The 20,698-nt window shown below is 72.4% G+C and carries 18 protein-coding genes; 9 read left to right on the forward strand and 9 right to left on the reverse strand.

Annotated elements, in window-relative coordinates:
- Window positions 1–37: 37 nt before the first annotated feature.
- Entirely contained in the window at window positions 38–532 is a 495-nt protein-coding gene (locus OG580_RS10660; RefSeq protein WP_267043411.1) for a DUF3145 domain-containing protein, read from the reverse strand.
- 259 nt (window positions 533–791) lie between these two features.
- Here OG580_RS10660 and OG580_RS10665 point away from each other — a divergent pair, with 259 nt between their 5' ends.
- Window positions 792–1,778: an SGNH/GDSL hydrolase family protein gene (locus tag OG580_RS10665; RefSeq protein WP_267043412.1), complete on the forward strand. Its 987-nt coding sequence runs from the start codon at window positions 792–794 to the stop codon at window positions 1,776–1,778.
- Window positions 1,779–1,845: 67 nt separating this feature from the next.
- On the opposite strand, the gene OG580_RS10670 is transcribed toward OG580_RS10665, so the two are convergent.
- Window positions 1,846–4,326: a glycoside hydrolase family 3 protein gene (locus tag OG580_RS10670; RefSeq protein ID WP_267043413.1), complete on the reverse strand. Its 2,481-nt coding sequence runs from the start codon at window positions 4,324–4,326 to the stop codon at window positions 1,846–1,848.
- Window positions 4,327–4,465: 139 nt separating this feature from the next.
- On the opposite strand from OG580_RS10670, the gene OG580_RS10675 reads away from it, so the two are divergent.
- Complete coding sequence (locus OG580_RS10675) at window positions 4,466–5,041, forward strand: TetR/AcrR family transcriptional regulator (RefSeq protein ID WP_267047963.1); 576 nt, start codon at window positions 4,466–4,468, stop codon at window positions 5,039–5,041.
- 200 nt (window positions 5,042–5,241) lie between these two features.
- Here the strand turns inward: OG580_RS10675 and OG580_RS10680 are convergent, their stop codons facing one another.
- Window positions 5,242–6,039: an NAD(P)-dependent oxidoreductase gene (locus OG580_RS10680; protein WP_267043414.1), complete on the reverse strand. Its 798-nt coding sequence runs from the start codon at window positions 6,037–6,039 to the stop codon at window positions 5,242–5,244.
- 58 nt (window positions 6,040–6,097) lie between these two features.
- Here OG580_RS10680 and OG580_RS10685 point away from each other — a divergent pair, with 58 nt between their 5' ends.
- Together OG580_RS10685 and OG580_RS10690 are read left to right on the forward strand one after the other, a co-directional pair.
- A complete protein-coding gene (locus tag OG580_RS10685) occupies window positions 6,098–7,012 on the forward strand; it encodes a LysR family transcriptional regulator (protein ID WP_267043415.1) in 915 nt (304 codons plus the stop codon).
- Between the two features lie 21 nt (window positions 7,013–7,033).
- The gene (locus tag OG580_RS10690; protein WP_267043416.1) at window positions 7,034–7,747 is read left to right on the forward strand and encodes a carbon-nitrogen hydrolase family protein; all 714 of its coding nucleotides are present in this window, start codon (window positions 7,034–7,036) and stop codon (window positions 7,745–7,747) included.
- A gap of 108 nt (window positions 7,748–7,855) precedes the next feature.
- Here the strand turns inward: OG580_RS10690 and OG580_RS10695 are convergent, their stop codons facing one another.
- On the reverse strand, window positions 7,856–10,072 hold the full coding sequence (locus OG580_RS10695; RefSeq protein WP_267043417.1) for a M4 family metallopeptidase: 2,217 nt from the start codon (window positions 10,070–10,072) through the stop codon (window positions 7,856–7,858).
- Window positions 10,073–10,219: 147 nt separating this feature from the next.
- On the opposite strand from OG580_RS10695, the gene OG580_RS10700 reads away from it, so the two are divergent.
- Window positions 10,220–11,182 (forward strand): LysR family transcriptional regulator, encoded by a 963-nt coding sequence (locus OG580_RS10700; RefSeq protein WP_267043418.1) that lies wholly within the window; start codon window positions 10,220–10,222, stop codon window positions 11,180–11,182.
- A 68-nt stretch (window positions 11,183–11,250) separates the two neighbouring features.
- Here the strand turns inward: OG580_RS10700 and OG580_RS10705 are convergent, their stop codons facing one another.
- The 4 genes from OG580_RS10705 to OG580_RS10720 all read right to left on the reverse strand — a co-directional run bounded on the left by OG580_RS10705 (window position 11,251) and on the right by OG580_RS10720 (window position 14,509).
- Window positions 11,251–12,066 (reverse strand): pectate lyase, encoded by an 816-nt coding sequence (locus OG580_RS10705; protein WP_267043419.1) that lies wholly within the window; start codon window positions 12,064–12,066, stop codon window positions 11,251–11,253.
- 12 nt (window positions 12,067–12,078) lie between these two features.
- Window positions 12,079–12,918: an EI24 domain-containing protein gene (locus OG580_RS10710; protein ID WP_267043420.1), complete on the reverse strand. Its 840-nt coding sequence runs from the start codon at window positions 12,916–12,918 to the stop codon at window positions 12,079–12,081.
- Window positions 12,919–13,003: 85 nt separating this feature from the next.
- Window positions 13,004–13,426 carry an organic hydroperoxide resistance protein gene (locus tag OG580_RS10715; RefSeq protein ID WP_055643730.1) on the reverse strand — a complete coding sequence of 141 codons (423 nt, stop codon included), beginning with the start codon at window positions 13,424–13,426 and terminating at the stop codon, window positions 13,004–13,006.
- A 63-nt stretch (window positions 13,427–13,489) separates the two neighbouring features.
- Window positions 13,490–14,509 (reverse strand): NADP-dependent oxidoreductase, encoded by a 1,020-nt coding sequence (locus OG580_RS10720; RefSeq protein WP_267047964.1) that lies wholly within the window; start codon window positions 14,507–14,509, stop codon window positions 13,490–13,492.
- 106 nt (window positions 14,510–14,615) lie between these two features.
- Between OG580_RS10720 and OG580_RS10725 the strand changes: the two genes are divergently transcribed.
- Window positions 14,616–15,053, forward strand: coding sequence for a MarR family winged helix-turn-helix transcriptional regulator (locus OG580_RS10725; protein WP_267043421.1), 438 nt, complete (start codon window positions 14,616–14,618; stop codon window positions 15,051–15,053).
- 56 nt (window positions 15,054–15,109) lie between these two features.
- On the opposite strand, the gene OG580_RS10730 is transcribed toward OG580_RS10725, so the two are convergent.
- A complete protein-coding gene (locus OG580_RS10730) occupies window positions 15,110–15,955 on the reverse strand; it encodes a hypothetical protein (protein WP_267043422.1) in 846 nt (281 codons plus the stop codon).
- Between the two features lie 400 nt (window positions 15,956–16,355).
- Here OG580_RS10730 and OG580_RS10735 point away from each other — a divergent pair, with 400 nt between their 5' ends.
- The 3 genes from OG580_RS10735 to OG580_RS10745 all read left to right on the forward strand — a co-directional run bounded on the left by OG580_RS10735 (window position 16,356) and on the right by OG580_RS10745 (window position 20,650).
- Window positions 16,356–17,417 carry a rod shape-determining protein gene (locus tag OG580_RS10735; protein ID WP_267043423.1) on the forward strand — a complete coding sequence of 354 codons (1,062 nt, stop codon included), beginning with the start codon at window positions 16,356–16,358 and terminating at the stop codon, window positions 17,415–17,417.
- Window positions 17,418–17,502: 85 nt separating this feature from the next.
- Window positions 17,503–19,116: a GAF domain-containing protein gene (locus tag OG580_RS10740; protein ID WP_267043424.1), complete on the forward strand. Its 1,614-nt coding sequence runs from the start codon at window positions 17,503–17,505 to the stop codon at window positions 19,114–19,116.
- A 349-nt stretch (window positions 19,117–19,465) separates the two neighbouring features.
- On the forward strand, window positions 19,466–20,650 hold the full coding sequence (locus tag OG580_RS10745) for a NarK/NasA family nitrate transporter (RefSeq protein ID WP_267047965.1): 1,185 nt from the start codon (window positions 19,466–19,468) through the stop codon (window positions 20,648–20,650).
- Window positions 20,651–20,698: the final 48 nt, after the last annotated feature.

Genomic DNA, 20,698 nt, shown 5'->3' on the forward strand with positions numbered 1-20,698 from the left:
CAGGGCGGGGCCGTCGGCGTGTACGGGGAGCGGAGGCTCAGACGACCTGGTGGAGCCAGCGCACCGGGGCGCCCTCGCCCGCGTACCGGAAGGGCTCCAGTTCGTCGTCCCAGGGCTTCCCGAGGAGCTTCGCGACCTCGGCCTCCAGGTTCGTCTCGCCCTGGAGGGAGCGCGCCAGAGCGGCCCGCAGCCGGTCCTCGGGGATCAGGATGTCGCCGTGCATTCCGGTGACGGCGTGGAAGATGCCCAGGTCGGGGGTGGCGCTGTAGCGCTCGCCCTCGGCGGTGGGGCAGGGTTCCGCGGTCACCTCGAAGCGGAGCATCTGCCAGCCGCGCAGCGCGGAGGCGAGTCTGGAGGCGGTGCCCGTCTGGCCCTTCCAGGAGAACTCGGCTCTCCAGGTGCCGGGGGACGCCGGCTGGCGGATCCAGTCGAGCTGGACTCTCACACCGAGGACACCCGCGACCGCCCATTCGACGTGCGGGCACAGCGCGCGCGGTGCGGAGTGTACGTACAGGACTCCACGTGTCGTCACCGGGACCTCCAGTGTGGGACGAGGTTCGCCTTTCCCAGCGGCCTCAGTAAACAGCATCAGGAGCAAAACATCGCAAACCCTCAAAAAGGGGACAGCATGTGACGTGATGTAATTTACCGGAGCCGGTCGGCAAAGGTGCCTCTGGTTCGACGGGGGAAAAGCTACCGTGCCGCACCGTCATCGGTGTGACGTACGGTCGGTCCGGGGGCCGGTGAACACGAACCTTTCACCCGCCAGGACGCCGAAGGAGGGGCCGAGGATGCGCGGCCGACGCAGATTCCGTACCGCTGTCGTCTCCGCCACGGCGGTACTGCTGTGCGCGGGGGTGCTCTCCGGCTGTACGGCGGGAGGCCCGGACGCGACGGCGGAGCCGAGTGGAAAGGCGGCGGCGAGACCGACGCCGGATCCGCATGCGACCCAGACCCCGACCCTACCCCTGACTCCGACTCCGATCCCGACCCCGACCCTGCCCCTGACTCCGAATCCGACTCCGCCCCCGAATCCGCTGTGGGACGTCTCCCCCGGTTCCGTCGCCGCCGTCGGTGATTCCGTCACCCGCGCCTTCGACGCCTGTGCGGTCCTGGCGGACTGCCCCGAAGTGTCCTGGGCGACGGGGACGGACACCGCCGTCAACAGCCTGGCGCTGCGGCTGCTCGGCCCCGAGAAGGTGGCCACCCGGAGCTGGAACCTGGCGCGGACGGGTGCGCGGATGGCCGAGCTGCCGGAGCAGATGGCCGGGGCCGCGGCCGAGAAGCCGGAGTTGGTGACGGTGATGATGGGCGCCAACGACGCCTGCCGGGCCACGCCCGAGCTCATGACCCCGGTCGCCGACTTCCGTTTCTCCTTCGAGACGGCCCTCGCCCGGCTGCGGGCCGACGCGCCGAAGGCGCAGGTGTACGTGTCGAGCGTGCCGGACCTGAAGCACCTGTGGTCGACGGGGCGGCTCAGCCCCGCGGGCCTGAAGGTGTGGAAGCTGGGGATCTGCGGCTCGATGCTGGCGGACGCGGAGGACCTGGGCCCGGCGGCGGAGCGGCGGCGGGCCACGGTGCGGGAGCGGGTGGTGGCGTACAACAAGGTCCTGGAGGAGGTCTGCGCCGAGGACGAGCGGTGCCGGTACGACGACGGCGCGGTCTTCGGTTTCCGCTTCGCCGGCGGACAGCTGAGCCCCTGGGACTGGTTCCATCCGAGCAGGGACGGGCAGGCGCGGCTCGCGGAGCTGGCGTACCGGAGGATCACGAAGGAGTGAGGAGCCCCGGGACGGTTGTCAGGTTCCGTCCCGGGGCTCCGGTCTCAGGGGTTCAGGAGGTCGGGGATCAGACCTCCAGGGCGGCGCTCAGGCGCGTGTCGGTGAGGGAGTGCGCGGCCACGACCTCGTAGGCGCCGGAGACGAACGTCCAGTCGTTCTTCTCCTCGTCCCAGATCTCGAAGGCGCGGCGGGGCAGCGCGATCTCGGTCTCGACGGTCTCGCCGGGCGCGGCCTCGACGCTCGCGAAGGCGGCCAGCCAGCGCGCCGGACGCTCGACGGTCGCGCTCCCCGCGCCCTCCGGCCCGGTCGCCGCGGGTGCCAGGTAGACCTGGACGACCTCGCGGCCGGTGCGGTCACCGGTGTTGGTGAGCCGGACGGTGACGGTCTCGGGTCCGGCGGTCAGGGAGTCGTACGACCAGCTGGTGTAGCCGAGGCCGTGGCCGAAGGGGTACGCGGGGACGGCGCCGGCCTTGTCCCAGGCGCGGTAGCCGATGAAGACGCCCTCGGAGTAGTCGAGTACGCCGTCGGTGGGGGTGACCTCGGTGACGGGGACGTCGGCGAGGACGGCGGGCCAGGTGGTGGGGAGGCGGCCGCCGGGCTCCTCGGCGCCGGTGAGGACGTCGGCGAGGGCGTCGCCGCCCTCCTGGCCGGGGAACCAGCTGAGCAGGATCGCGGCCACGTCCTCGCGCCACGGCATCTCGACCGGGGAGCCGGCGTTGACGATGACGACGGTGTTCGGGTTGACGGCGGCGACGGCCCGGACGAGCTCGTCCTGACGGCCCGGGAGCGCGAGGTCCTTGCGGTCGAAGCCCTCGGACTCGACGCGCTCGGTGGTGGCGACGACCACGACGGCGGTGTCGGCGGTGCGGGCGGCCTCGACGGCCTCGGTGATCAGTTCGTCGGGGTCACGGCGCGGACCGAGGTGGACGAAGGAGAACATGACGGCCGGCAGCGGGCCCGAGAACTCCTTGTTCAGGGTCTGGCGCAGGGAGACCTCGACGGTCTCGCCGGCGGTGAGGGAGACCTTGGCGCGCTCGACCGGGGAGCCGAAGAAGGCCTCGAAGGGGTCGCTCTCGGCGCCCATGGCCTGGACGCCGTCGAAGACGGTGACGCCGCCGACGGCGAGGGTGAAGGCGCCGAGGCCGCGGGTGCCGAAGGCGTGTTCGCCGGACTCGCGCGGGGTGAAGGTGCCGACGACCTCGACGGAGGCGAGCTCCGCGTAGTCGACGCCGTCGGGCAGGTCGCCGATCCACTGGACCTGGCCGTTGGGCAGGGTGCCCTCGCCGAGGATCCGGTCCTCGGCGTCGCGGCAGCGGGCGACGAGGGTGAAGCCCTGGTCGGCGGGGGCGAGTTCCTCGCTGGGGTCGGCGCCGATGGTGAAGGTGAGCGCGCCTTCGGGCAGCGCGGCGGTGAGGCCGGCGAGCGGGGAGACGATGTGCTCGGGGAAGACCTGGGCGGAGCCGCCGCCGAGGACGCGGGCGTCGCGGGCGGCGGCGCCGGAGAGGGCGACGGTGCCGGTGCGGAGCGGCAGGGCCGCGTTCTCGTTGCGGACGAGGACGAAGCCGCGGCGGGCGATCTCGCGGGCGAGGGCGTCGCCGTCGATGGCGGCCGGGTGCTCGGTGACGACCGCGGGGGCGCCTTCGAGGGCGCCGACGCGGGCGGCGAGCCGCAGGACGTTGCGTACGGCCGCGTCGACGGTGGCCTCCTCGACCTCGCCGGCGCGGACGGCGGTGGCGAGGGCGTCGCCGTAGACGGTGTAGGGGCCGGGCATGGCGACGTCGAGGCCGCCCTCGATGTCGCCGGTGGTGGAGCGGGCGGCCATCCAGTCGGAGACGTTGTAGCCGTCGAAGCCCCACTCGCCGCGCAGGACCTCGTTGACGAGGTAGCGGTGCTCGGTCATCGTCACGCCGTTGACCTGGTTGTAGGCGGTCATGATGCCCCAGGGGTGGGCGTTCTTGACGATGGCCTCGAAGGGGGCGAGGTAGAGCTCGCGGAGGGGGCGGGCGGCGACCTTGTTGTCGACGGTGAAGCGGTCGGTCTCGGCGTCGTTGGCGACGAAGTGCTTGACCGTGGTGCCGACGCCACCGTCCTGGACGCCCTGGACGTAGCCGGTGCCGATCTCGCCGGTGAGGTACGGGTCCTCGCTGTACGCCTCGAAGTGGCGGCCGCCGAGGGGCGTGCGGTGCAGGTTGACCGTGGGTGCGAGGAGGACGTGGACGCCCTTGCGGCGGGCCTCCTGGGCGAGGAGCCGGCCGGCGCGGCGGGCCAGCGCGGGGTCCCAGGCGGCGGCGAGCGCCGTCGGGGACGGCAGGGCGACGGACGGGTCGTCGGCGGTCCAGCGGACGCCGCGGACGCCGATGGGGCCGTCGGACATGACCAGGGAGCTCAGCCCGATCTCCGGCAGCGCGGGCAGCGACCACATGTCCTGACCGGCGAGGAGCCGGGCCTTGGTGTCCAGGTCGAGCTTGGCGAGCGCCGCCTCGACGGCCGCCTCTCGCGCGCTGTCACCGTTGATGTCCGTGCCGACGCCCGTGGTCGTCTCCACCATGGCCGTACCTCCTCATTGACGTACCGATGACCCCATCGTGCACCCACCTACCTGTAGATCGGTAGGTGACGTAACCATTCCGTTATTATCGGGCAGGGGGTACGGTCTCGGGAAGACGACAGGAGAGGGGGCCGTGGCGATGGTGCGGGCCAGGAGCGAGGAGCGGCGCGCGGAGATCCTGCGCGCCGCCCTCGAAGTGATCGCCGAGCGCGGCTACCGGGGCGCCACCCTCGGCTCCGTCGCCGAACGCGTCGGGCTGACCCAGCAGGGGCTGCTGCACTACTTCCCGACGAAGGAGGCACTGCTCATCGCGGTCCTGGAGGAGCGCGACCGCTGGGACACGAGCGGCGGCCGGGACCGCGAGAACTGGCGGCTCGACCTGCTGGAGTCCCTCGTCGAGTACAACGCGATGCGGCCGGGGATCGTGCAGACCTTCTCCGCGCTGCTCGGCGAGAGCGTGACGGACGAGCACCCGGCGCGGGAGTTCTTCACCGAGCGGTACGCACAGGTGCGGACGAGCATGGCGGACGTCCTGCGGCTGGAGTTCGGCGACCGGCTGCCGAGCGGCCTCACCCCCGAACAGGCGGCACCGCTCCTGACGGCGGTCGTGGACGGGCTCCAGTACCAGTGGCTCCTCGACCCGGCGGCGGTGGACATGCCGGGCGCCTTCCACGACTTCCTGCGGCTGTTGCGCGGGGGCGACCCTCAGACCTGAGGCGGAGGTCCGGGTGCGGGGCCGACGGGATTCGAACCCGCGGGGTCCGGCCACCAGGTCCGGCGACCGGCCGCTCTCCCCGGGCGTGGGAACCTCCACGACCCAGCTCCGCAATCGACCGCTCTGCCACGGCCCCGCACCCTGCGGGACCGCGCGATCCCGCAAGCACCGGAGTGTAGGGCCTGAACACCCGTAGTCCGCTAGGGAATTACGGCCGCAAGGTCCTGGTCCCGCAGGGTCGCGTCCTCGGTCAGGGCCGCGTGGACGGCCTCCAGGACGGGCAGTTGCGTCACCGCCGTGGCCAGGGCGACGTCCTTCGCCGCGAGGGCGACCGGGAAGTACACACCGGTGGCGGTGGCCCGGCCGACAGCTCCGGCCAGCGGGCCCTGGGCAAGGGTGCGCAGGGCGAGTTCGCGGGGCAGTCCGAGGGAGCCGGCGAGCGTGAGGGCCTCGCCGATCAGGGCGACGCCGCCGATCACGGCGTTGATGAGGACCAGTTTGAGCGCGGCGCCCGTGCCGGGGCCGCCGCACGCGGTGGTCTCGCCGAGCAGATCGAGGACGGCGGCGACGGGTGCGGTGTCGCCGCCCGCGAGGATGATCAACTCCCCGGCCGCCGCCCGGTCCACGCTGCCCATGACGGGCGCGTCGATCAGGGTGACCCCCTCGGGGAGCCGGGCGGTGAGCGTGCGGACGGTGTCCGGGCCGACGGTCGAGGTGTCGACCCAGCGGGTGCCGGGGCGCAGCGCCGGGATCAGCTCGTCGGCGACGGCGAGGGCGGCGGCCGGGTCGGCCAGCATGGTGACGACGACGTCGGCGTCACGGACGGCGTCGGCGGGTGTCGCGGCGCGGACGGCGCCGTCGGCGACCAGGGCGTCGGCCTTGGCGGCCGTACGGTTCCAGACGGTCAAGGGGTGTCCCGCGTCGAGGAGTCGGCGGGCCATGGGGAGGCCCATCGAGCCGAGGCCGAGGAAGGCGATCTTCTGCTGCGTGTTCTCCATGCGTTCGACGCTAGGGGCGCCGCAGATATGCGACAAGCGAATGTCTCGCATGGTCTCCATGCAGAATGAGCATGTGAATGGTCATGTGCTGTACGAGGTCTTCCTCGCCGTCGCCCGCGAGGGGTCCTTCACCTCCGCCGCCCGCGTCCTCGGCTACACCCAGTCCGCGGTCTCCCGCCAGGTCCAGTCCCTGGAGGACGAGACGGGCGCGGCGCTGTTCGAGCGGCTGCCGCGCGGGGTGCGGCTGACCGAGGCGGGCCGGGTGTTGCTGCCGCACGCCGAGGCGGTGCGGGACCGACTGCTCGCGGCCCGGGCCGAACTGGACGCGCTGCGCACCCTGGACGGCGGGCTGCTCCGGCTCGGTTCGTTCTCCAGCGCCAACGCGGCACTGGTCCCCCGCGCGCAGGCCGCGTTCCGCGCCCGGCATCCGGGCGTGACCGTCACCCGTACCGAGGGCCCGTCGGTGAAGCATCTGGCGCTGCTCGCCGCCGGCGAGCAGGACCTCGCGGTGGTCAGCCCGGCCCTCGCCGCCCCCTCGCCGGAGGGCGTGACGCTCCATCACCTCCTGGACGAGCCGATGCTGGTGGCCCTGGAGCGCGGCCATCCGCACGCGGGGCGGCGGGCGGTGCGGCTCGCCGAGCTCGCCGACGAGGAGTGGATCGTCGGTGCCGAGCGCCTGGAGGACACCCTCTTCCGGCCGGCCGTCGCCGCCGGGTTCCGGCCGCGCACCGGGCTGATGGCCCACGACTGGATCGCCAAGCTCGGGGCGGTCGCCGCGGGCCTGGGCATCACCCTCGTACCGGCGCTCGCGGCGGCGGCCGTACGCCGGGACGTCACGCTCGTCACGATCCACCCGGACGACGTCCCGTACCGCCGGATCTGCGCCGCGACCCCGCCGACCCCGACCGTGGCGGCGACGGCCTTCCTGGAGAAGTTGCGGGAGACCGCGGAGGCCCTGCAGGACACCCCCTAGGGGTGCGGGATGATGGCGGTCATGATCGTCGCAGCCACGCAGTTCGCCCCTGTCGCCGGGGACATCGATGCCAACGTCCGTACGGCCGCCGGGCTCGTCCGGGCCGCCGGGGCCGAGGGGGCCCGGGTCGTCGTCTTCGCCGAGCTCTGTCTGAGCGGGTACGAGCCGTCCCTGATCCGGGACACCCCGTCGCTGGTCCTCCACGAGGACGATCCGCGTCTCGCACCGGTACGGGAGGCCTGCCGGGAGGTCTCGGCGGCGGCCGTGGTCAACGGGCCGGTACGGACGGCGGACGGGCGGACCGGAATCACCTCGCTCGTGATCGGGCCCGACGGCACGCTCCTCGCCCGCTACGACAAGCGGCACCTGTACGGGATCGAGGCGGAGGTCTTCGCGCCGGGCGCCACCGACGGGCGGTTCGCGCTCGACGGGGTCCGGTTCGCGCTGGCCACCTGCTACGACAACCGCTTCCCGGAGCTGGCGGAGCGGGCCGTGGCCGACGACTGCGCGGTGTACCTGGCGAGTTCGGTGCTCTCCGCCGACAACGACTCGTTCGAGGCGGTGTATCCGGTACGGGCCCGGGACTTCGGCCTGTACGTGGTTCTCGGCAACGTCCTCGGGGCCAACGAGGACGGGGTGGGCGTCGGCAGGGCGGGCGTCTGGGGCCCGGACGGGGAGCGGCTCGCGGACGCGGGGACGGCCGGGCCGGGGTTCGTCCTCGTCGAGGTCGGCTGACGGCGCCCCCGGGAACACGTCGGAGCCGGGCGGTCGTGGGACATACGACCGCCCGGCTCCGGGAAGACCGTCACGGGCCCCCCGGCCCGCGACGGTGCCCCGCCCCCGTTACGGGGCGCTCAGGCCCAGCGTGTACGCGCCGGAGCCGCTGTACGCGTGGACCACGTACCGGTAGTAGCCCGCGGTGCCGTAGTAGCTGGTGTCCTCGTCGGCGGTCGCCGTGCCGCCGACCGCCACGTCCGCCCAGGCAGACCCGTTCCACTTCTGCAGGTAGAGGTCGAAGTCGGTGCCGGCCGGGCCGCGCAGGCAGCCCACGTGGGTGCCCGAGGTCGCCGAGTAGTAGTACGAGCCGTCGGGCTGGGCCGCGGCCTGACCGGACGCCAGGGTGCCCTGGTAGCTGTACTCGGTGTTGCCGCAGCCGGTGGGCGGGGTCGTGGTGCCGACCGACAGCTGGTACGTGACGGTGTGGGTGGCGGAGCCCGTACCGGTCACCGTGATCGGATACGTGCCGTTGGCCGTGCCGGCCGCGACCTGCACGGTCATCGTGGAGGAGGAACCGGAGGTCACCGAGGTGGGGCTGAAGGAGACGGTGACACCGCTCGGGGCGCCGCTCGCGGAGAGCTGGACGGTCTGCGCGCTGCCGCCGGTGGTGCTGGTGTTCACCGTCGAGGTGACGGAGGCACCCGGCTGGACCGAGCCCGTGGACGGGTTCAGGGCGAGCGAGAAGTCCGGGTTGGTGGTGCCGCCGCAGTCGGTCTCACCGGACTGGGCCGGGACGCCGATCGCGTTCCACGCCGCCTTCACCGCGTTGCACTCGACGCTGCCGTAGGTGTTCTTGGCGCTGGTCAGCGTCGCCTTGCGGGCGGCGAGGTGGTTCCAGGAGGAGGTCTTCATGAGCAGCGCGCCCATGAAGACCTTGCCGGCCTTCTGGATGCCGATACCGGTCACGGAGGAGGGGCCGCCGGAACATATCGGGCTGTTGGGCTTGCCGCCGCCCGGGTTGGAGCCCTCGGCGAGCAGGTAGAACCAGTGGTTCTGCGGGCCGGCCGCCGCGTGCACCTCGGTGCCCGAGGTCAACTGGGTGTAGCAGTTGGGGTTGTTGTTGATGAGCGACGGGTTGTACATGTTGCGGATCGGCTGGTTGTTGCCGGTGAAGTTGAGCTTCTCGCCGACGGTGTAGTCGGGGGTGTCGTTCGGGTTGTTGGCGAAGTGCTCGGTGAGCGCGCCGAAGATGTCGCCCGTCGACTCGTTGAGGCCGCCGTTCTCGTTGGACGAGCCGGCGCTGCCCGGGGTCCGGTCGAAGATCTCGTGGCCGTACTCGTGCGCCACGACGTCGATGCCGGTGAGCTGGTTGGTGCCGTTCTGGTTGCGGCCGTACGTGGTCTTCGTGCCGTCGTAGTACGCGTTGACCTCGGAAAGGCCGGCGCGGGCCGGGACCATGCCGCCCTGGCCGTTGATGCCGTTGTAGCCGAACCACTGCTTGAGCATGTCGGACTCGCGCTGGGCCGCGTACATGATGTCGACGCAGGCGGTCACGAGGTCGTTGGCGCCGTTGTTGCCCCACGGCGAGGAGCCCGTGTAGGCGCTGCCGTTCTGCCCGCCGCACTTGAAGCCGCCGCGGCTGGTGTCGGTCATGGAGCTCGCGGCCGTGTCGATGGTGACGTTGCCGTTGTGGTAGCCGCGGCCGTCGGCGTGCAGGATCTTGTCGGTGGCCTGGGCGACGGAGCCGGTGCGCGCGTCGACGTAGGTGTCGAGGGCGCTCGGCGCGTTCTGCGCGGTGCGGCCCGTGACCCGGGTGTGCCAGGTCAGGACGGCCTTGCCGCCCTTGAGGAGCACGGTCAGCTCGGGGGCGCTCGCGCTCTCCACGGAGGCGAGCTGCTCGCGGGCCGTGGCGAGGGCGGCCTCGGCGGTCACCTTGGCCTTGGTGGAGACCTTGATGGCGGGCGCCTTGGCGCCGGTGACCTCGCGGACCTTGCCCGCGCTGTCGGAGACGACGACCGCGTCCCCGCCGACGACGGGGAGGCCGCGGTAGGTGCGCTCGTAGGCCGCGTAGTACAGGCCGTTCGCCCAGGGGGTGACGGACGTACGGACGAGTTCCTCGTCGGCGCCGTGCCGCAGCTCGTCGAGGCCGCTGTCCGCGGCCCGGTCGGCGGCGGCGAGCGCGAGGGACTTGCCGTGCCCGGGCGGTACGGGCTGCGCCTGCGGTGCCGCGGCGGACGGGGTGGCGGCGGCGGTGCCGGCGAGGGCGGTCGCGAGGCTCGCCGAGAGCGCCAGGGCGGCCACGGTCGCCGTGACTCTGGTGGCCGTGAGTCGGGTGGGGTGCAACGTCTGCTCCGATCGGGGTGGGGATCAGCGTGGGGGAGACGGATCGTCGCGCCGAGTATGGGCGTGGACATGGCCAGTTCGGGACATCTCATCCGGCATAAGACGCGGGTTATGGTGCGCCCGTGCCGTGCTGCGTACGCTGCTGAAATGCAGCTGGAGTTGAGGCATCTTGAGGCCGTCTGCCGGATAGCGGAAGCGGGCAGTCTGGGGCGTGCGGCCGGGCGGCTCGGGGTCTCGCAGCCGGCTCTCTCGGCACAGCTGCGCCGGATCGAACGGGTCGCCGGCGGCGAGCTGTTCCTCCGCGGCCGGACCGGCGTGGAGCCCACCCCGCTGGGCGAGTTCGTGCTCTCCAAGGCCCGGCTCGTACTCGGTGAGATGGACGCGCTGTCCGCCGGGGCGCGGGCCGTCGCCCCGCACACCCCGCTGCGCCTCGGCTGCATCCTGCTCGTCCTCGTCGACGGACTCCTCGGGCAGTTGGAGGAGGTCATGGCGGGGCAGGACATCGCGGTGACCGTGGAGCACTCGGCGACGACGCTGACCCGGCAGCTCGGCGCGGGGCGGTACGACGCGGTGCTGTACGGGGAGGTCAACGACCACGAGGTGCCGCTGCCGGAGGGGACGACGGCCCGGACCCTGGTGCCCAAGGAGCCGTTCTGCGTCCGCCTTTCGGCGGCGCACCCGCTGGCCGGGAAGGACCGGATCGCGCTGGCCGAGCTGGCGGGCGAGTCCTGGATGACGCTGGTGGAGGACGACGACGGCGGGCCGGAGGCGCTCGTCGCCGCCTGCGCGAAGGCCGGGTTCACGCCCTCGCTGCGGCACCGGGTGGCCGACCGGAAGATGCACTACGACCTGATCGCGGCCGGCCGGGCGATCTCGATGAGCCAGCCGACGGCCCCGCCCGCGGCGGGCACGGTGCTGCGCCCCCTGGAGGGCGACCCGGTGATGGGCCGGATCCGGCTGGCCTGGAACCGGGCGGCGGTCCCGGCCCCGCACGCGGAGCTGCTGTACCGGGCGGCCGTCCGGGCGTATCTGGCGAACGTGGACAACAACGCCTTCTACCGGGCCTGGTGGGACGCGCGGCCCGAGCTGCACCCGGCCCTCGAAGGCTGAGGCGCCTGCCGAGGACCGGGTGCTCAGGGCGCCCGGCCCGTCCTCGCCGGATCAGCCGTAGGACCGGATCAGTCGTAGGAGAGGTCTCCGGCCGTGTAGCGGCAGGTGGTGCCGTCCGGTCCGGTGCCGATCTCCTTCGGCTCCTTACCGGTGTCGTTGCCGGTGAAGCGGGTGCACGGCTTGATCTTCCGCTGGGTGTCGCCGTGGATCCGGATGTTCCGCAGGCTCGCGGTGTCGCCGTAGTTGGCGTTGACGCCGACGATCGACTTGCCGGGCGCGGTGATGTCCACGTCGTTGATCAGGATCGTGCGCGGGTACTGCTTCTTGCAGTTGCCGCAGGAGCGGACCAGTTTGCCGAAGTCGGAGACCTGGAACTTGTTCACGACCAGCTTGCCCGCGCCGTTGAACTGGAAGACCTTGTCGGACGCGCCCTTCGCGCCACCGCCGTGGACCGCGTACACCGCCGCCTTCGAGGTGCCCTTGAAGGTGGCGGCGTCCTCGCCGACGTTCTCCCACCAGACGTTCTGGAGGGTGCAGCTGCCGAGGCAGTGGACCCCGTCGGCGGCGGGGGTGCCGATGATCACGTTCTTGAGAGTCGCGCCGTCCTTGAGGACGAAGAGGGGCTGCTGGCTCTCGCTCTGCCCGTCGGAGCCGAGCTCACCGGTGCCGGAGAAGCGCTTGAGCTTGCCGTCGTAGGTGCCGGAGACCTCGATGGTCGTGGCGACCGGCGTGCTGCCCTTCGCCTGCGGCCAGGCGGCCGCCGTCGCCGCGCCCGCGGGGGCGAGCAGGGTGGTGGTGACGATCGCCGCGCCGGTGATGCCGAGGGCGCTCAGGCCGCCGACGACCGCGCGGCGGCGGGCTGTCTTCCGCTTGTGTGACGTCACGGTGCTCTTTCCTCAGTGGGGGATGTGGTGCACCCCCTGGTCGCCACCGGAGGACGAAAGGTTGCCGCGTTCTTGATCGTTTTCCTCGGAGTCGCCGTCCGGGCCCTCGCCGGCCGTCTCGCCGCGCAGGTCCCGGGCCATCAGGGTGGCTCCGGCGACGGCTCCCGGCATCAGGAAGACGGCGACGAACGGCACCAGGAAGGCGAGGGTCAGCGGTACGCCGAAGCCGAGGGTGGTCATGCGGCGGCCGCGCAGCAGCGCGAGCCGTTCCTTGAGCTCGACGCCCCGGCGCTGGAGGGCGACGGACGCGAGCTCCTGGGTGAGGAAGAAGCCGGAGACGCAGAAGCCGAGGACGGGGACGACGGTCTGGCCGATCACCGGGATGAAACCGCAGGCGAAGAGCAGGATGCCGTAGAACGCGACCCGCAGCAGGACGCGCAGGCTGTCACGGGCCGAGATCCACAGCTCGCGCCAGAGCGGCAGCCCGGACTCGGGCACGTCGCCGCCCTCGCTGCGGTCGACCTCCTCCGAGAGGGACTCGTAGAAGGGCTGGCCGACGAGGAGGGTCACGGCGGTGAAGGTGATGACCGCGAGGAACAGCCCGAAGGCGAAGACGAGGCCCGTGACCGTGCCCCGGAGGATCCCGAGCCAGGGCGAGCTCCAGTCGTCGGCGAACGGCGTCACCCAGCCCGCCAGGTCGTCGGCGCCGTACGCGAGGCCGACGAGCGCTCCCGTGTAGAGAACGAGGGTCACGAGCCCGGGCAACAGCCCGAAACCGAACCACCGCCCGTGCCGGCCGACCCACTTCTGGCCCTGTACCAGGTATCTGAAACCCACCCCGAGATCACGCATGGGGGTCACCCTACTGACGAACGCGGTGAGGGCCGCACCCCGGTCGGTCGGGGTGCGGCCCTCACTCAGTGTGCAGGTCCGGAGCTCAGACGGCGAGCTCGACCGTGATGTTCCCGCGGGTCGCCTTGGAGTACGGGCAGACCTGGTGGGCCTTCTCGATCAGGCTCTTGGCGGTCTCGGCGTCCACGTTCGGAATGGTCGCCGAGATCTTGACGATGATGCCGAAGCCGTCGTCGTTCTTGCCGATACCCACCTCGGCGGTGACCGTCGAGCCGGACACGTCGGCGTTCTCGTTGCGGGCGACGACGCCCAGCGCGCCCTGGAAGCAGGCGCTGTAGCCGGCCGCGAAGAGCTGCTCGGGGTTGGTGCCCGCGCCGGAGCCGCCCATCGCCTTGGGCGGGTTGACGACGACGTCGAGCTGACCGTCGTCGGTGGCGACCCGACCGTCACGGCCGTTCTCGGCGGTGGCGATGGCGGTGTAGACAACGTCGGAGTGCTGGATGGACATGCTGGTGATTCCTTCGTCAGTTCGCCGCGACTCGCGCCCACGATCGCGACGGCTGAGGGAAGACTAGCGGGTCACCGAAACGATCATCTTTCCGGTGTTGTCCCCACGGAGCAGTCCGAGGAAGGCCTCCACGCCGTTCTCGATGCCGTCGACGAAGGTCTCGCGGTGCTTCAGCTCACCGGAGCCGAGCCAGCCGCCGACCTCCTGGACGAACTGGTTCTGCATGCCGTAGTGGTCGCCGACGAGGACGCCCTGGAGACGGAGCCGCTTGCCGATGATCATCGCCATGTTGCGCGGTCCCGCGACCGGCTCCGTGTCGTTGTACTGGGCGATCATGCCGCAGATGGTGGCGCGGCCGTGCACGTTGAGCGAGGAGATCGCGGCTTCGAGGTGGTCCCCTCCGACGTTGTCGAAGTAGACGTCGATGCCGTCCGGGGCGGCCTCCCGGAGCTGGTCCCTGACCGGGCCGTTCTTGTAGTTGAAGGCCGCGTCGAAGCCGAGCTCCTCGACGAGGAACTTCACCTTCTCGTCGGAGCCGGCGGAGCCGATGACCCGGGAGGCGCCCTTGAGGCGCGCCATCTGACCGACCTGGCTGCCGACGGCCCCGGCCGCGCCGGAGACGAAGACCGCGTCGCCCTCCTTGAAGGAGGCGACCTCGAAGAGGCCCGCGTAGGCCGTGAGGCCCGTCATGCCGAGCACGCCGAGGTAGGCGGAGAGGGGGGCGAGCGCCGGGTCGACCTTGGTCGCGTGCTGCGCCGGGACGTCGGCGTACTCGCGCCAGCCGAGGCCGTGCAGGACGTGGTCGCCGACGGCGAAGCCCTCCGCGTTGGACGCGACGACCTCGCCGACCGCGCCGCCGTCCATGGGGCGGTCGAGCGCGAACGGCGGGATGTACGACTTCACGTCGTTCATCCTGCCGCGCATGTACGGGTCGACGGAGAAGTGCAGGTTGCGCACGAGGATGCGGCCCTCGGCGGGCTCGGCGACCGGGGTCTCGCGCAGGGCGAAGTCCGCCGAGGTCGGCCAGCCGTGCGGACGGGCGACGAGGTGCCACTCACGGCTGGACGCGGGAAGTACGGACATGAGCACGGCCTCCAAGAAAAGCTTCACACCACAAAAGGTTCACTTACTGAAACAACCATGCGCCTTGATATTTCATGTTGTCAAGTATCCGGGTAGGATGAGGCCCATGGCCACCTCACGCACGGACCCCCTGACCCTCGAAGTCGTCGAGCTGATCGGCACGGTCGTGGCGCGCTACTACGAGGAGTACGAGCAGGCGGCCGCTCAGCACTCGCTCACCGGCGCGCAGGCCAGGGTCCTCGGGCTGCTCTCGCTCGACCCGCTGCCGATGCGCAGGATCGCCCAGAAGCTGAAGTGCGAGCCCTCCAACATCACGGGGATAGTCGACCGCCTGGAGGCCCGTGGCCTGGTGGAACGCCGCCCCGACCCGGACGACCGCCGGGTCAAGCTGGCCGTCCCCACGGACACGGGCCGGGACACCGCCCGGCGGCTCCGCGAGTCGCTGGACTTCGCCCGCGAACCCCTCGGCGAGCTGACCGAGGTCGAGCGGACCCTCCTGCGGGACCTCCTGAAGCGGATGCTCGGGGAGGACGCGGGGGTCTAGGGGTGTCCCGACCCTGATCCGGCCTGATCGACGACACGACACCGCCGGACAAGGCCCTAGACGCACCACCAGAGGAAGGGGGTGCAGGTCGGGCTGGGGGTCGGCGTGGGGGTCGGGCTCGGTGTTCCCGTCGCCGTCGCGGACGGGGAGCCGCTCGGGGTGGACCCCGTGGCCGTGGACGTCGGTGTCGCCGTGGCGGTGGCGGTCGGCGTGCCGGGCCGGGTGACGTCGGGCGTGGCGGACGGGGACGTCGAGCTCGTGGGCGTCGGCGTCGTCGCCTGCGCGGGGGCGCCGCCGGACCCCTCCCCCGTACCGGAACCGGAGCCCGAGCCCGAGCCGGTGCCCGGGGCCGCACCGGAGCCGGAGCCCGTACCGGCGCCCGCGCCCGTACCCGTACCCGTACTCGTACCCACCTGGTGATCGCGTGGGGGTGCGCTCGTGCTCGGCGCGTCCGTGACCGGGGGCGGGCCCGAGCCGTCCGGCGGCTCGGTGCTGTCGACGGGGGCGGGCGGCAGCGGGGTCTCGACGACCTCCTGCTCCTGGACGGCCGTGGCCGCACCGCTCGCCTCCGGCTCCTCCAGGGCCAGCTTCACCACGCTCAGCGTCCCGGCGGCGAGCACCAGGCCCACCGTCCCCAGCAACGCCGTACGTCCCCGGTGCCCCCGCGCCCGTCTGCTCCCGCGCGCGCCGGGCCGGCCCCGCGCGGCGACACGGGCGGCGCGGCGGCCTCCCGCGGCCGGGCGCGGCGGCTCGACGACGTCCAGCTCGTAGACGTGCTCCGGCTCGGGAGGCGGAACGGGTATGTGGGGGGTCTCGTACCGCAGTTCCTCGACGGGGGTCCCGCACCCGGCACAGGCGAGGGCCCCGTTGAGATGCCGCCGGCACGCGTGGCAGTAGTCCATGGGGCCCGCAGACTATGCGGCGCCGTGCGGCGGCAGGTAGGCGCCGAGGTGAGGATCCTGTGAGGAAGCCGCAGGTCGGCGGCGGTGCGTCGCGATTCTCCCGCTTAGGTGAGGATCGTCTCGGGGCTGGACCGGGGGCCGGCCGGGACCCTCGCGGCCCGCCTCCGCCCCACCCCCGGCACCCCTCCGGCGCGCACCCCGCCCCACCCCCGTCACGCCTCTACCACGCCACCACCGCATCCCCGCCGCGCCCCGCCGCCGCCCGGACGGTGGCCCACCAAGTGGCCCCAGGCGGCGCAGCCCAGCGCGCGCCGGGCTCCGGGCGGTCGCACGATGCGAACAGGACCGCGCAACGCGAAACACCTCGCCCGTGCCAGCACCGCATTCCGGAGGATCCGCCGTGACCGTCAGCCTTGAGCAGCTGCGCCGTTGCCATGTCGCCGTCGACCTGGGTGCCGCACGCACCCGGGTCTTCGTCAAGGGCACCGGACTCGTCGTCGACGAGCCGAGCGTCGCCGCCGTCAACACCCGCACCGGAGCGCTGATCGCCGTCGGCGCGCTGGCCGAGAAGATGACGGGCCGCACCCCCGACTACATCCGGGTCGTCCGCCCCGTCTCCGGCGGCACGGTCGTCGACATCGAGATGGCGCAGCGGATGCTCCGTCACCTCCTGGGCGAGAAGCTGCGCCGGCAGCTCCGCCGCAAGCCGCGGCTGCGCGCGGCGGCCTGCACCCCGCACGACAGCGATCCGCTCGCGCAGCGCGCCGCCGTGGAGACCCTCGTCGGGCTCGGGGCACGCCGGGTCGAGCTGGTCGACACCCTGATCGCCGCGGCCGTGGGCTGCGGGCTCCCGGTCGAGCAGCCGACCGCCACCATGATCATGGTGTGCGGTGCGGCGACCACCCAGGTCGCGGTGCTCTCGCTCGGCGCGATCGTCACGGCCGAGCGGATCCCGATCGGCGGCGACGCCATCGACCACGCCGTCATCCAGCACCTGCGCCACCACCACGAGCTGATGCTGCCGAGCCAGTCGGTGCGCCCGCTCCAGCTCGCCCTCAGCGGCAACGGCCTGACACCGCACGGCCCCGCCTCCACCGAGATCCACGGCCGGGACGTCGCCACGGGCCTGGCCCGCTCGGTGACCGTCGACACCGCCGCCGTACGGGAGGCGATCCACACGCCGCTGACGGCGGTCCTCGACGGCATCAGCAAGGTGCTGCGCGACTGCCCGCCGGACCTGGTGGCCGACCTCGCGGACCGCGGGATCATGATGGTCGGCGGCAGCGCCCTGCTGCCGGGTCTCGACCAGATGCTGCGCGAGGCGACCGGCATGCCGGTGCACATCGCCGAACGGCCCGACGTGTGCGCGGTCCTGGGCCTCGGCGCGATGCTGGAGGGCAAGGTCCAGCCGATGGTCCTCGACCCGCTGTCGATGCGGAACCCGCTCGCCGACATCGGCTGACCCCGACGACGGCCGACCGCGGCATCGGCTCACCCCGACGACGACCCAACGCCCGGAAACAACCGATTCGTATGACAATGAGACCATGACGATCATGGACGAGGACACGGACGAGGACAGCCACCGACTGCCCATGCTGCTCGAAGCGGTCCTCAGTGTCGGCACGGACCTCGAACTCCGCACCACCCTCCAGCGCATCGTGGACTCCGCCACCGAGTTGACCGGCGCCCACTACGGGGCGCTCGGCGTCGTCGACCCCGAGCGCCACCGGCTCACCGAGTTCTTCACCGCCGGCGTGACGGACGAGGAGCGGCGGCGGATCGGCCGCCTCCCCGACGGTCACACCGGCCTGCTCGGCGTCCTCGTCCAGGACCCGCGGCCGCTGCGGATCGCCGATCTGACGGCGGATCCGCGCTCGGCCGGAATCCCCGGGAACCACCCGGAGATGCGCTCCTTCCTCGGCGTCCCGATCCGGGTCCACACGGAGGTCTTCGGCAACCTGTACCTCACCGAGAAGCCCGCGGGCGGCTTCACCGACGAGGACCTCGCCCTGCTCCGGGTCCTCGCCTCGCAGGCCGGGATCGCCATCGGCAACGCCCGTCTGTACGAGACGACCCGGCAGCGGGAGCGCTGGATCGAGGGCGCGGCGGCCGTGACCACCGCGCTCCTCACCGGCGAGTCCGCCGAGGACGCCCTGATGACCGTCGCCGAGCAGGCCCGGATCCTCGCCGACGCCTCGGCCGGCGTGGTCCTCCAGCCCACCCCGGAGGGCGGGATGGAGATCGTCGCCGCCTCCACCAACGACGACCCCGGCGATCTGGTCGGCACGACGATCGCGGCCGGCTCCCCCGTCCTCGTCCAACTCCTCGGCGGTGAGCCCGTCTTCGTGGAGGACTCTGCGACGGATCCCCGGATGACGACCCATGTCCGGTCCCGTTTCGGCCCGTCGATGATGCTGCCGCTGCAGAGCGGCGGGAAGCTCATCGGCACGCTCGCCCTCCCCCGGCGGCGCGGCGGCCCGCCGTACTCGGCGGTGGACCGGCTGCTCGCCTCGCAGTTCGCCTCGCAGGCGGCGCTCGCGCTGGTCCTCGCGGACGCCCGGCACGACCGGGAGCGGCTGGCGGTGTACGAGGACCGGGACCGGATCGCCCGGGACCTGCACGATCTCGTCGTCCAGCGGCTGTTCGCGACGGAGATGATGCTGGAGTCGACCCGGCGACGGGCGGCCGCCGCCGCCTCCGATGACCCCGACGCCGACGCCGACGCCGACGCGGATGCCGGCTCCGCATCCGCATCCGCATCCGCATCCGCATCCGCATCCGAGGAGAGCGCGCTCCTCGGCCGGGCCGTGGACGAGCTGGACTCGACGATCCAGGAGGTCCGGACGACCATCTTCGCGCTCCAGCAGCCCCCGGCGGACGCGCCGACCTCCTTCCGCGGGCGGGTGCTGCGCGAGACCGGCGGGGCGGCGGCCCTGCTCGGCTTCCCGCCGTCCGTGCACTTCTCCGGCGCGGTCGACACGCTCGTGGAGGACGAGGCGGCGGGGAAGCTCCTCGCCGCCCTGCGCGGGGCGCTCGCGGCGGCCCACCGACGGCCCGGGATCACCGCGATCACGGTCGAGGTGACGGCCGGGAGCGACGGCGTACGGCTCCGGGTCGAGGACGACGGGGCCCCGCCGACCACGGTCGTCTGGCCCTAGGGCCTGTCTGACAATTCGCGTCGGATCAGGCCGGGTCGTTCGGTGCGTGCGGTCGGCGTGCGGTCGGGACGTCCTCGTAGCGGGCTACGTGGGCGTTTCGGCCGTGCGTCGAGCGTGCGTGCCGGGCGGGCCGGACCCGGCGGGAATTGTCAGACAGGCCCTGGGCGGTGTCTTGTCGATCAGGCCCCGCTCCCTGATCCGGCCTGATCGGCAAGACACCCCCAGGAGACACCCGGGGCCGTGCCCGTACGGAGCAGTCCGGCGCGCCGCGGCACCCGGCCCGATCTTGACTGGTGGCGTGGACACCGAGACCAAGCCCCCGACCACGGCGGCCTACCGCAACCTGGTGATGGCCACCACCGGCTTCACCCTCACCTTCTGGGCGTGGGACCTGATCGCGCCGATCGCCGGCTGGTACGGCGACCGGCTCGGACTCAGCTCCTTCCAGCAGTCGCTGCTCGTGGCGGTGCCCGTTCTGGTCGGCTCGCTCGGCCGCATCCCTGCGGGCGCCCTGACCGACAGGTACGGCGCGAAGCTGATGTTCCCGGTCGTCTCGGCGCTGACGATCATCCCGGTCCTGCTGCTGATCGTGGCCAAGGACAGCTACGCCCTGATGCTGGTCGTCGGCTTCCTCCTCGGCCTGGGCGGCACGACCTTCGCCATCGGCATCCCGCTGGTCAACTCCTGGTTCCCGCCCGCCAAGCGCGGTCTGGCGCTCGGCGTGTTCGGCATGGGCATGGGCGGGGTGGCGCTCTCCGGCTACTTCACGCCCAGGATCGCGAAGCACGGCGAGAACCTCCCCTTCATCGTGGTGGCGATCGCGCTCGCCGTGTACGCGGTGCTCGCCGCCTTCCTCATCACCGACCGCCCCGACCGCCCCGTGCCCACCGCCTCCCTCGCGACCCGCCTCGGCGCGGCGGGGCGGCTGCGGGTGACCTGGGAGCTGTCGGCGCTGTACGCGATCGGCTTCGGCGGCATCGTCGCCTTCGGCGTCTACCTGCCGACGTACCTGAAGACCTGGTACGAGCTCGACCCGACGGACGCGGGCACCAAGGCCGCCGGCTTCGCCCTCGTCACCGTCGTCTTCCGGCCGATCGGCGGCTGGCTCTCGGACCGGGTCCATCCTGCGGTCGTGACGGCCGCCGCGCTCGGCGTGGTCGCCCTCTTCGCGATCGTCCAGGCCTTCGAGCCGAAGCTGAACCCGGGCGGCACGATCGCCCTGCTCGTCATGGCCGCAGGCCTCGGCACGGCGAGCGGCTCCGTCTTCGCCCTGGTCTCCCAGGTCACCCCGCAGGCCAAGGTGGGCAGCGTGACCGGCATCGTCGGCGCGATGGGCGGGCTCGGCGGCTTCGTGCCGCCGCTGGTGATGGGCGCGATCTACAGTGCCAAGGGCTCGTACTCGATCGGCTTCATGCTCCTCTCCGACCTGGCGCTCGCGGGCTGTGTGTACGCGTACGGGCGGATGCGCGGGATCCGGCCTGACGGGGACGAGCCGAGGCCCGAGCCGACGAAGATCACAGCGCGGACGCCCTGACGGACGGGCAGAATTCCTCCCGGCAACCCTCGACCTCGACATCGACCC

Source organism: Streptomyces sp. NBC_00094 (assembly GCF_026343125.1).
Taxonomy (GTDB): Bacteria; Actinomycetota; Actinomycetes; order Streptomycetales; family Streptomycetaceae; genus Streptomyces.

What these genes read in the sequence shown, in the direction of transcription:
- OG580_RS10715 (WP_055643730.1), bottom strand. Translation starts at nt 13,426, where the DNA reads ATGTCCATCCAGCACTCCGACGTTGTCTACACCGCCATCGCCACCGCC.
- OG580_RS10690 (WP_267043416.1), top strand. Translation starts at nt 7,034, where the DNA reads ATGATCGTCGCAGCCACGCAGTTCGCCCCTGTCGCCGGGGACATCGAT.
- OG580_RS10675 (WP_267047963.1), top strand. Translation starts at nt 4,466, where the DNA reads ATGGTGCGGGCCAGGAGCGAGGAGCGGCGCGCGGAGATCCTGCGCGCC.
- OG580_RS10700 (WP_267043418.1), top strand. Translation starts at nt 10,220, where the DNA reads ATGCAGCTGGAGTTGAGGCATCTTGAGGCCGTCTGCCGGATAGCGGAA.
- OG580_RS10745 (WP_267047965.1), top strand. Translation starts at nt 19,466, where the DNA reads ATGGCCACCACCGGCTTCACCCTCACCTTCTGGGCGTGGGACCTGATC.
- OG580_RS10720 (WP_267047964.1), bottom strand. Translation starts at nt 14,509, where the DNA reads ATGTCCGTACTTCCCGCGTCCAGCCGTGAGTGGCACCTCGTCGCCCGT.
- OG580_RS10670 (WP_267043413.1), bottom strand. Translation starts at nt 4,326, where the DNA reads ATGGTGGAGACGACCACGGGCGTCGGCACGGACATCAACGGTGACAGC.
- OG580_RS10710 (WP_267043420.1), bottom strand. Translation starts at nt 12,918, where the DNA reads ATGCGTGATCTCGGGGTGGGTTTCAGATACCTGGTACAGGGCCAGAAG.
- OG580_RS10740 (WP_267043424.1), top strand. Translation starts at nt 17,503, where the DNA reads ATGACGATCATGGACGAGGACACGGACGAGGACAGCCACCGACTGCCC.
- OG580_RS10725 (WP_267043421.1), top strand. Translation starts at nt 14,616, where the DNA reads ATGGCCACCTCACGCACGGACCCCCTGACCCTCGAAGTCGTCGAGCTG.
- OG580_RS10685 (WP_267043415.1), top strand. Translation starts at nt 6,098, where the DNA reads ATGCAGAATGAGCATGTGAATGGTCATGTGCTGTACGAGGTCTTCCTC.
- OG580_RS10680 (WP_267043414.1), bottom strand. Translation starts at nt 6,039, where the DNA reads ATGGAGAACACGCAGCAGAAGATCGCCTTCCTCGGCCTCGGCTCGATG.
- OG580_RS10730 (WP_267043422.1), bottom strand. Translation starts at nt 15,955, where the DNA reads ATGGACTACTGCCACGCGTGCCGGCGGCATCTCAACGGGGCCCTCGCC.
- OG580_RS10665 (WP_267043412.1), top strand. Translation starts at nt 792, where the DNA reads ATGCGCGGCCGACGCAGATTCCGTACCGCTGTCGTCTCCGCCACGGCG.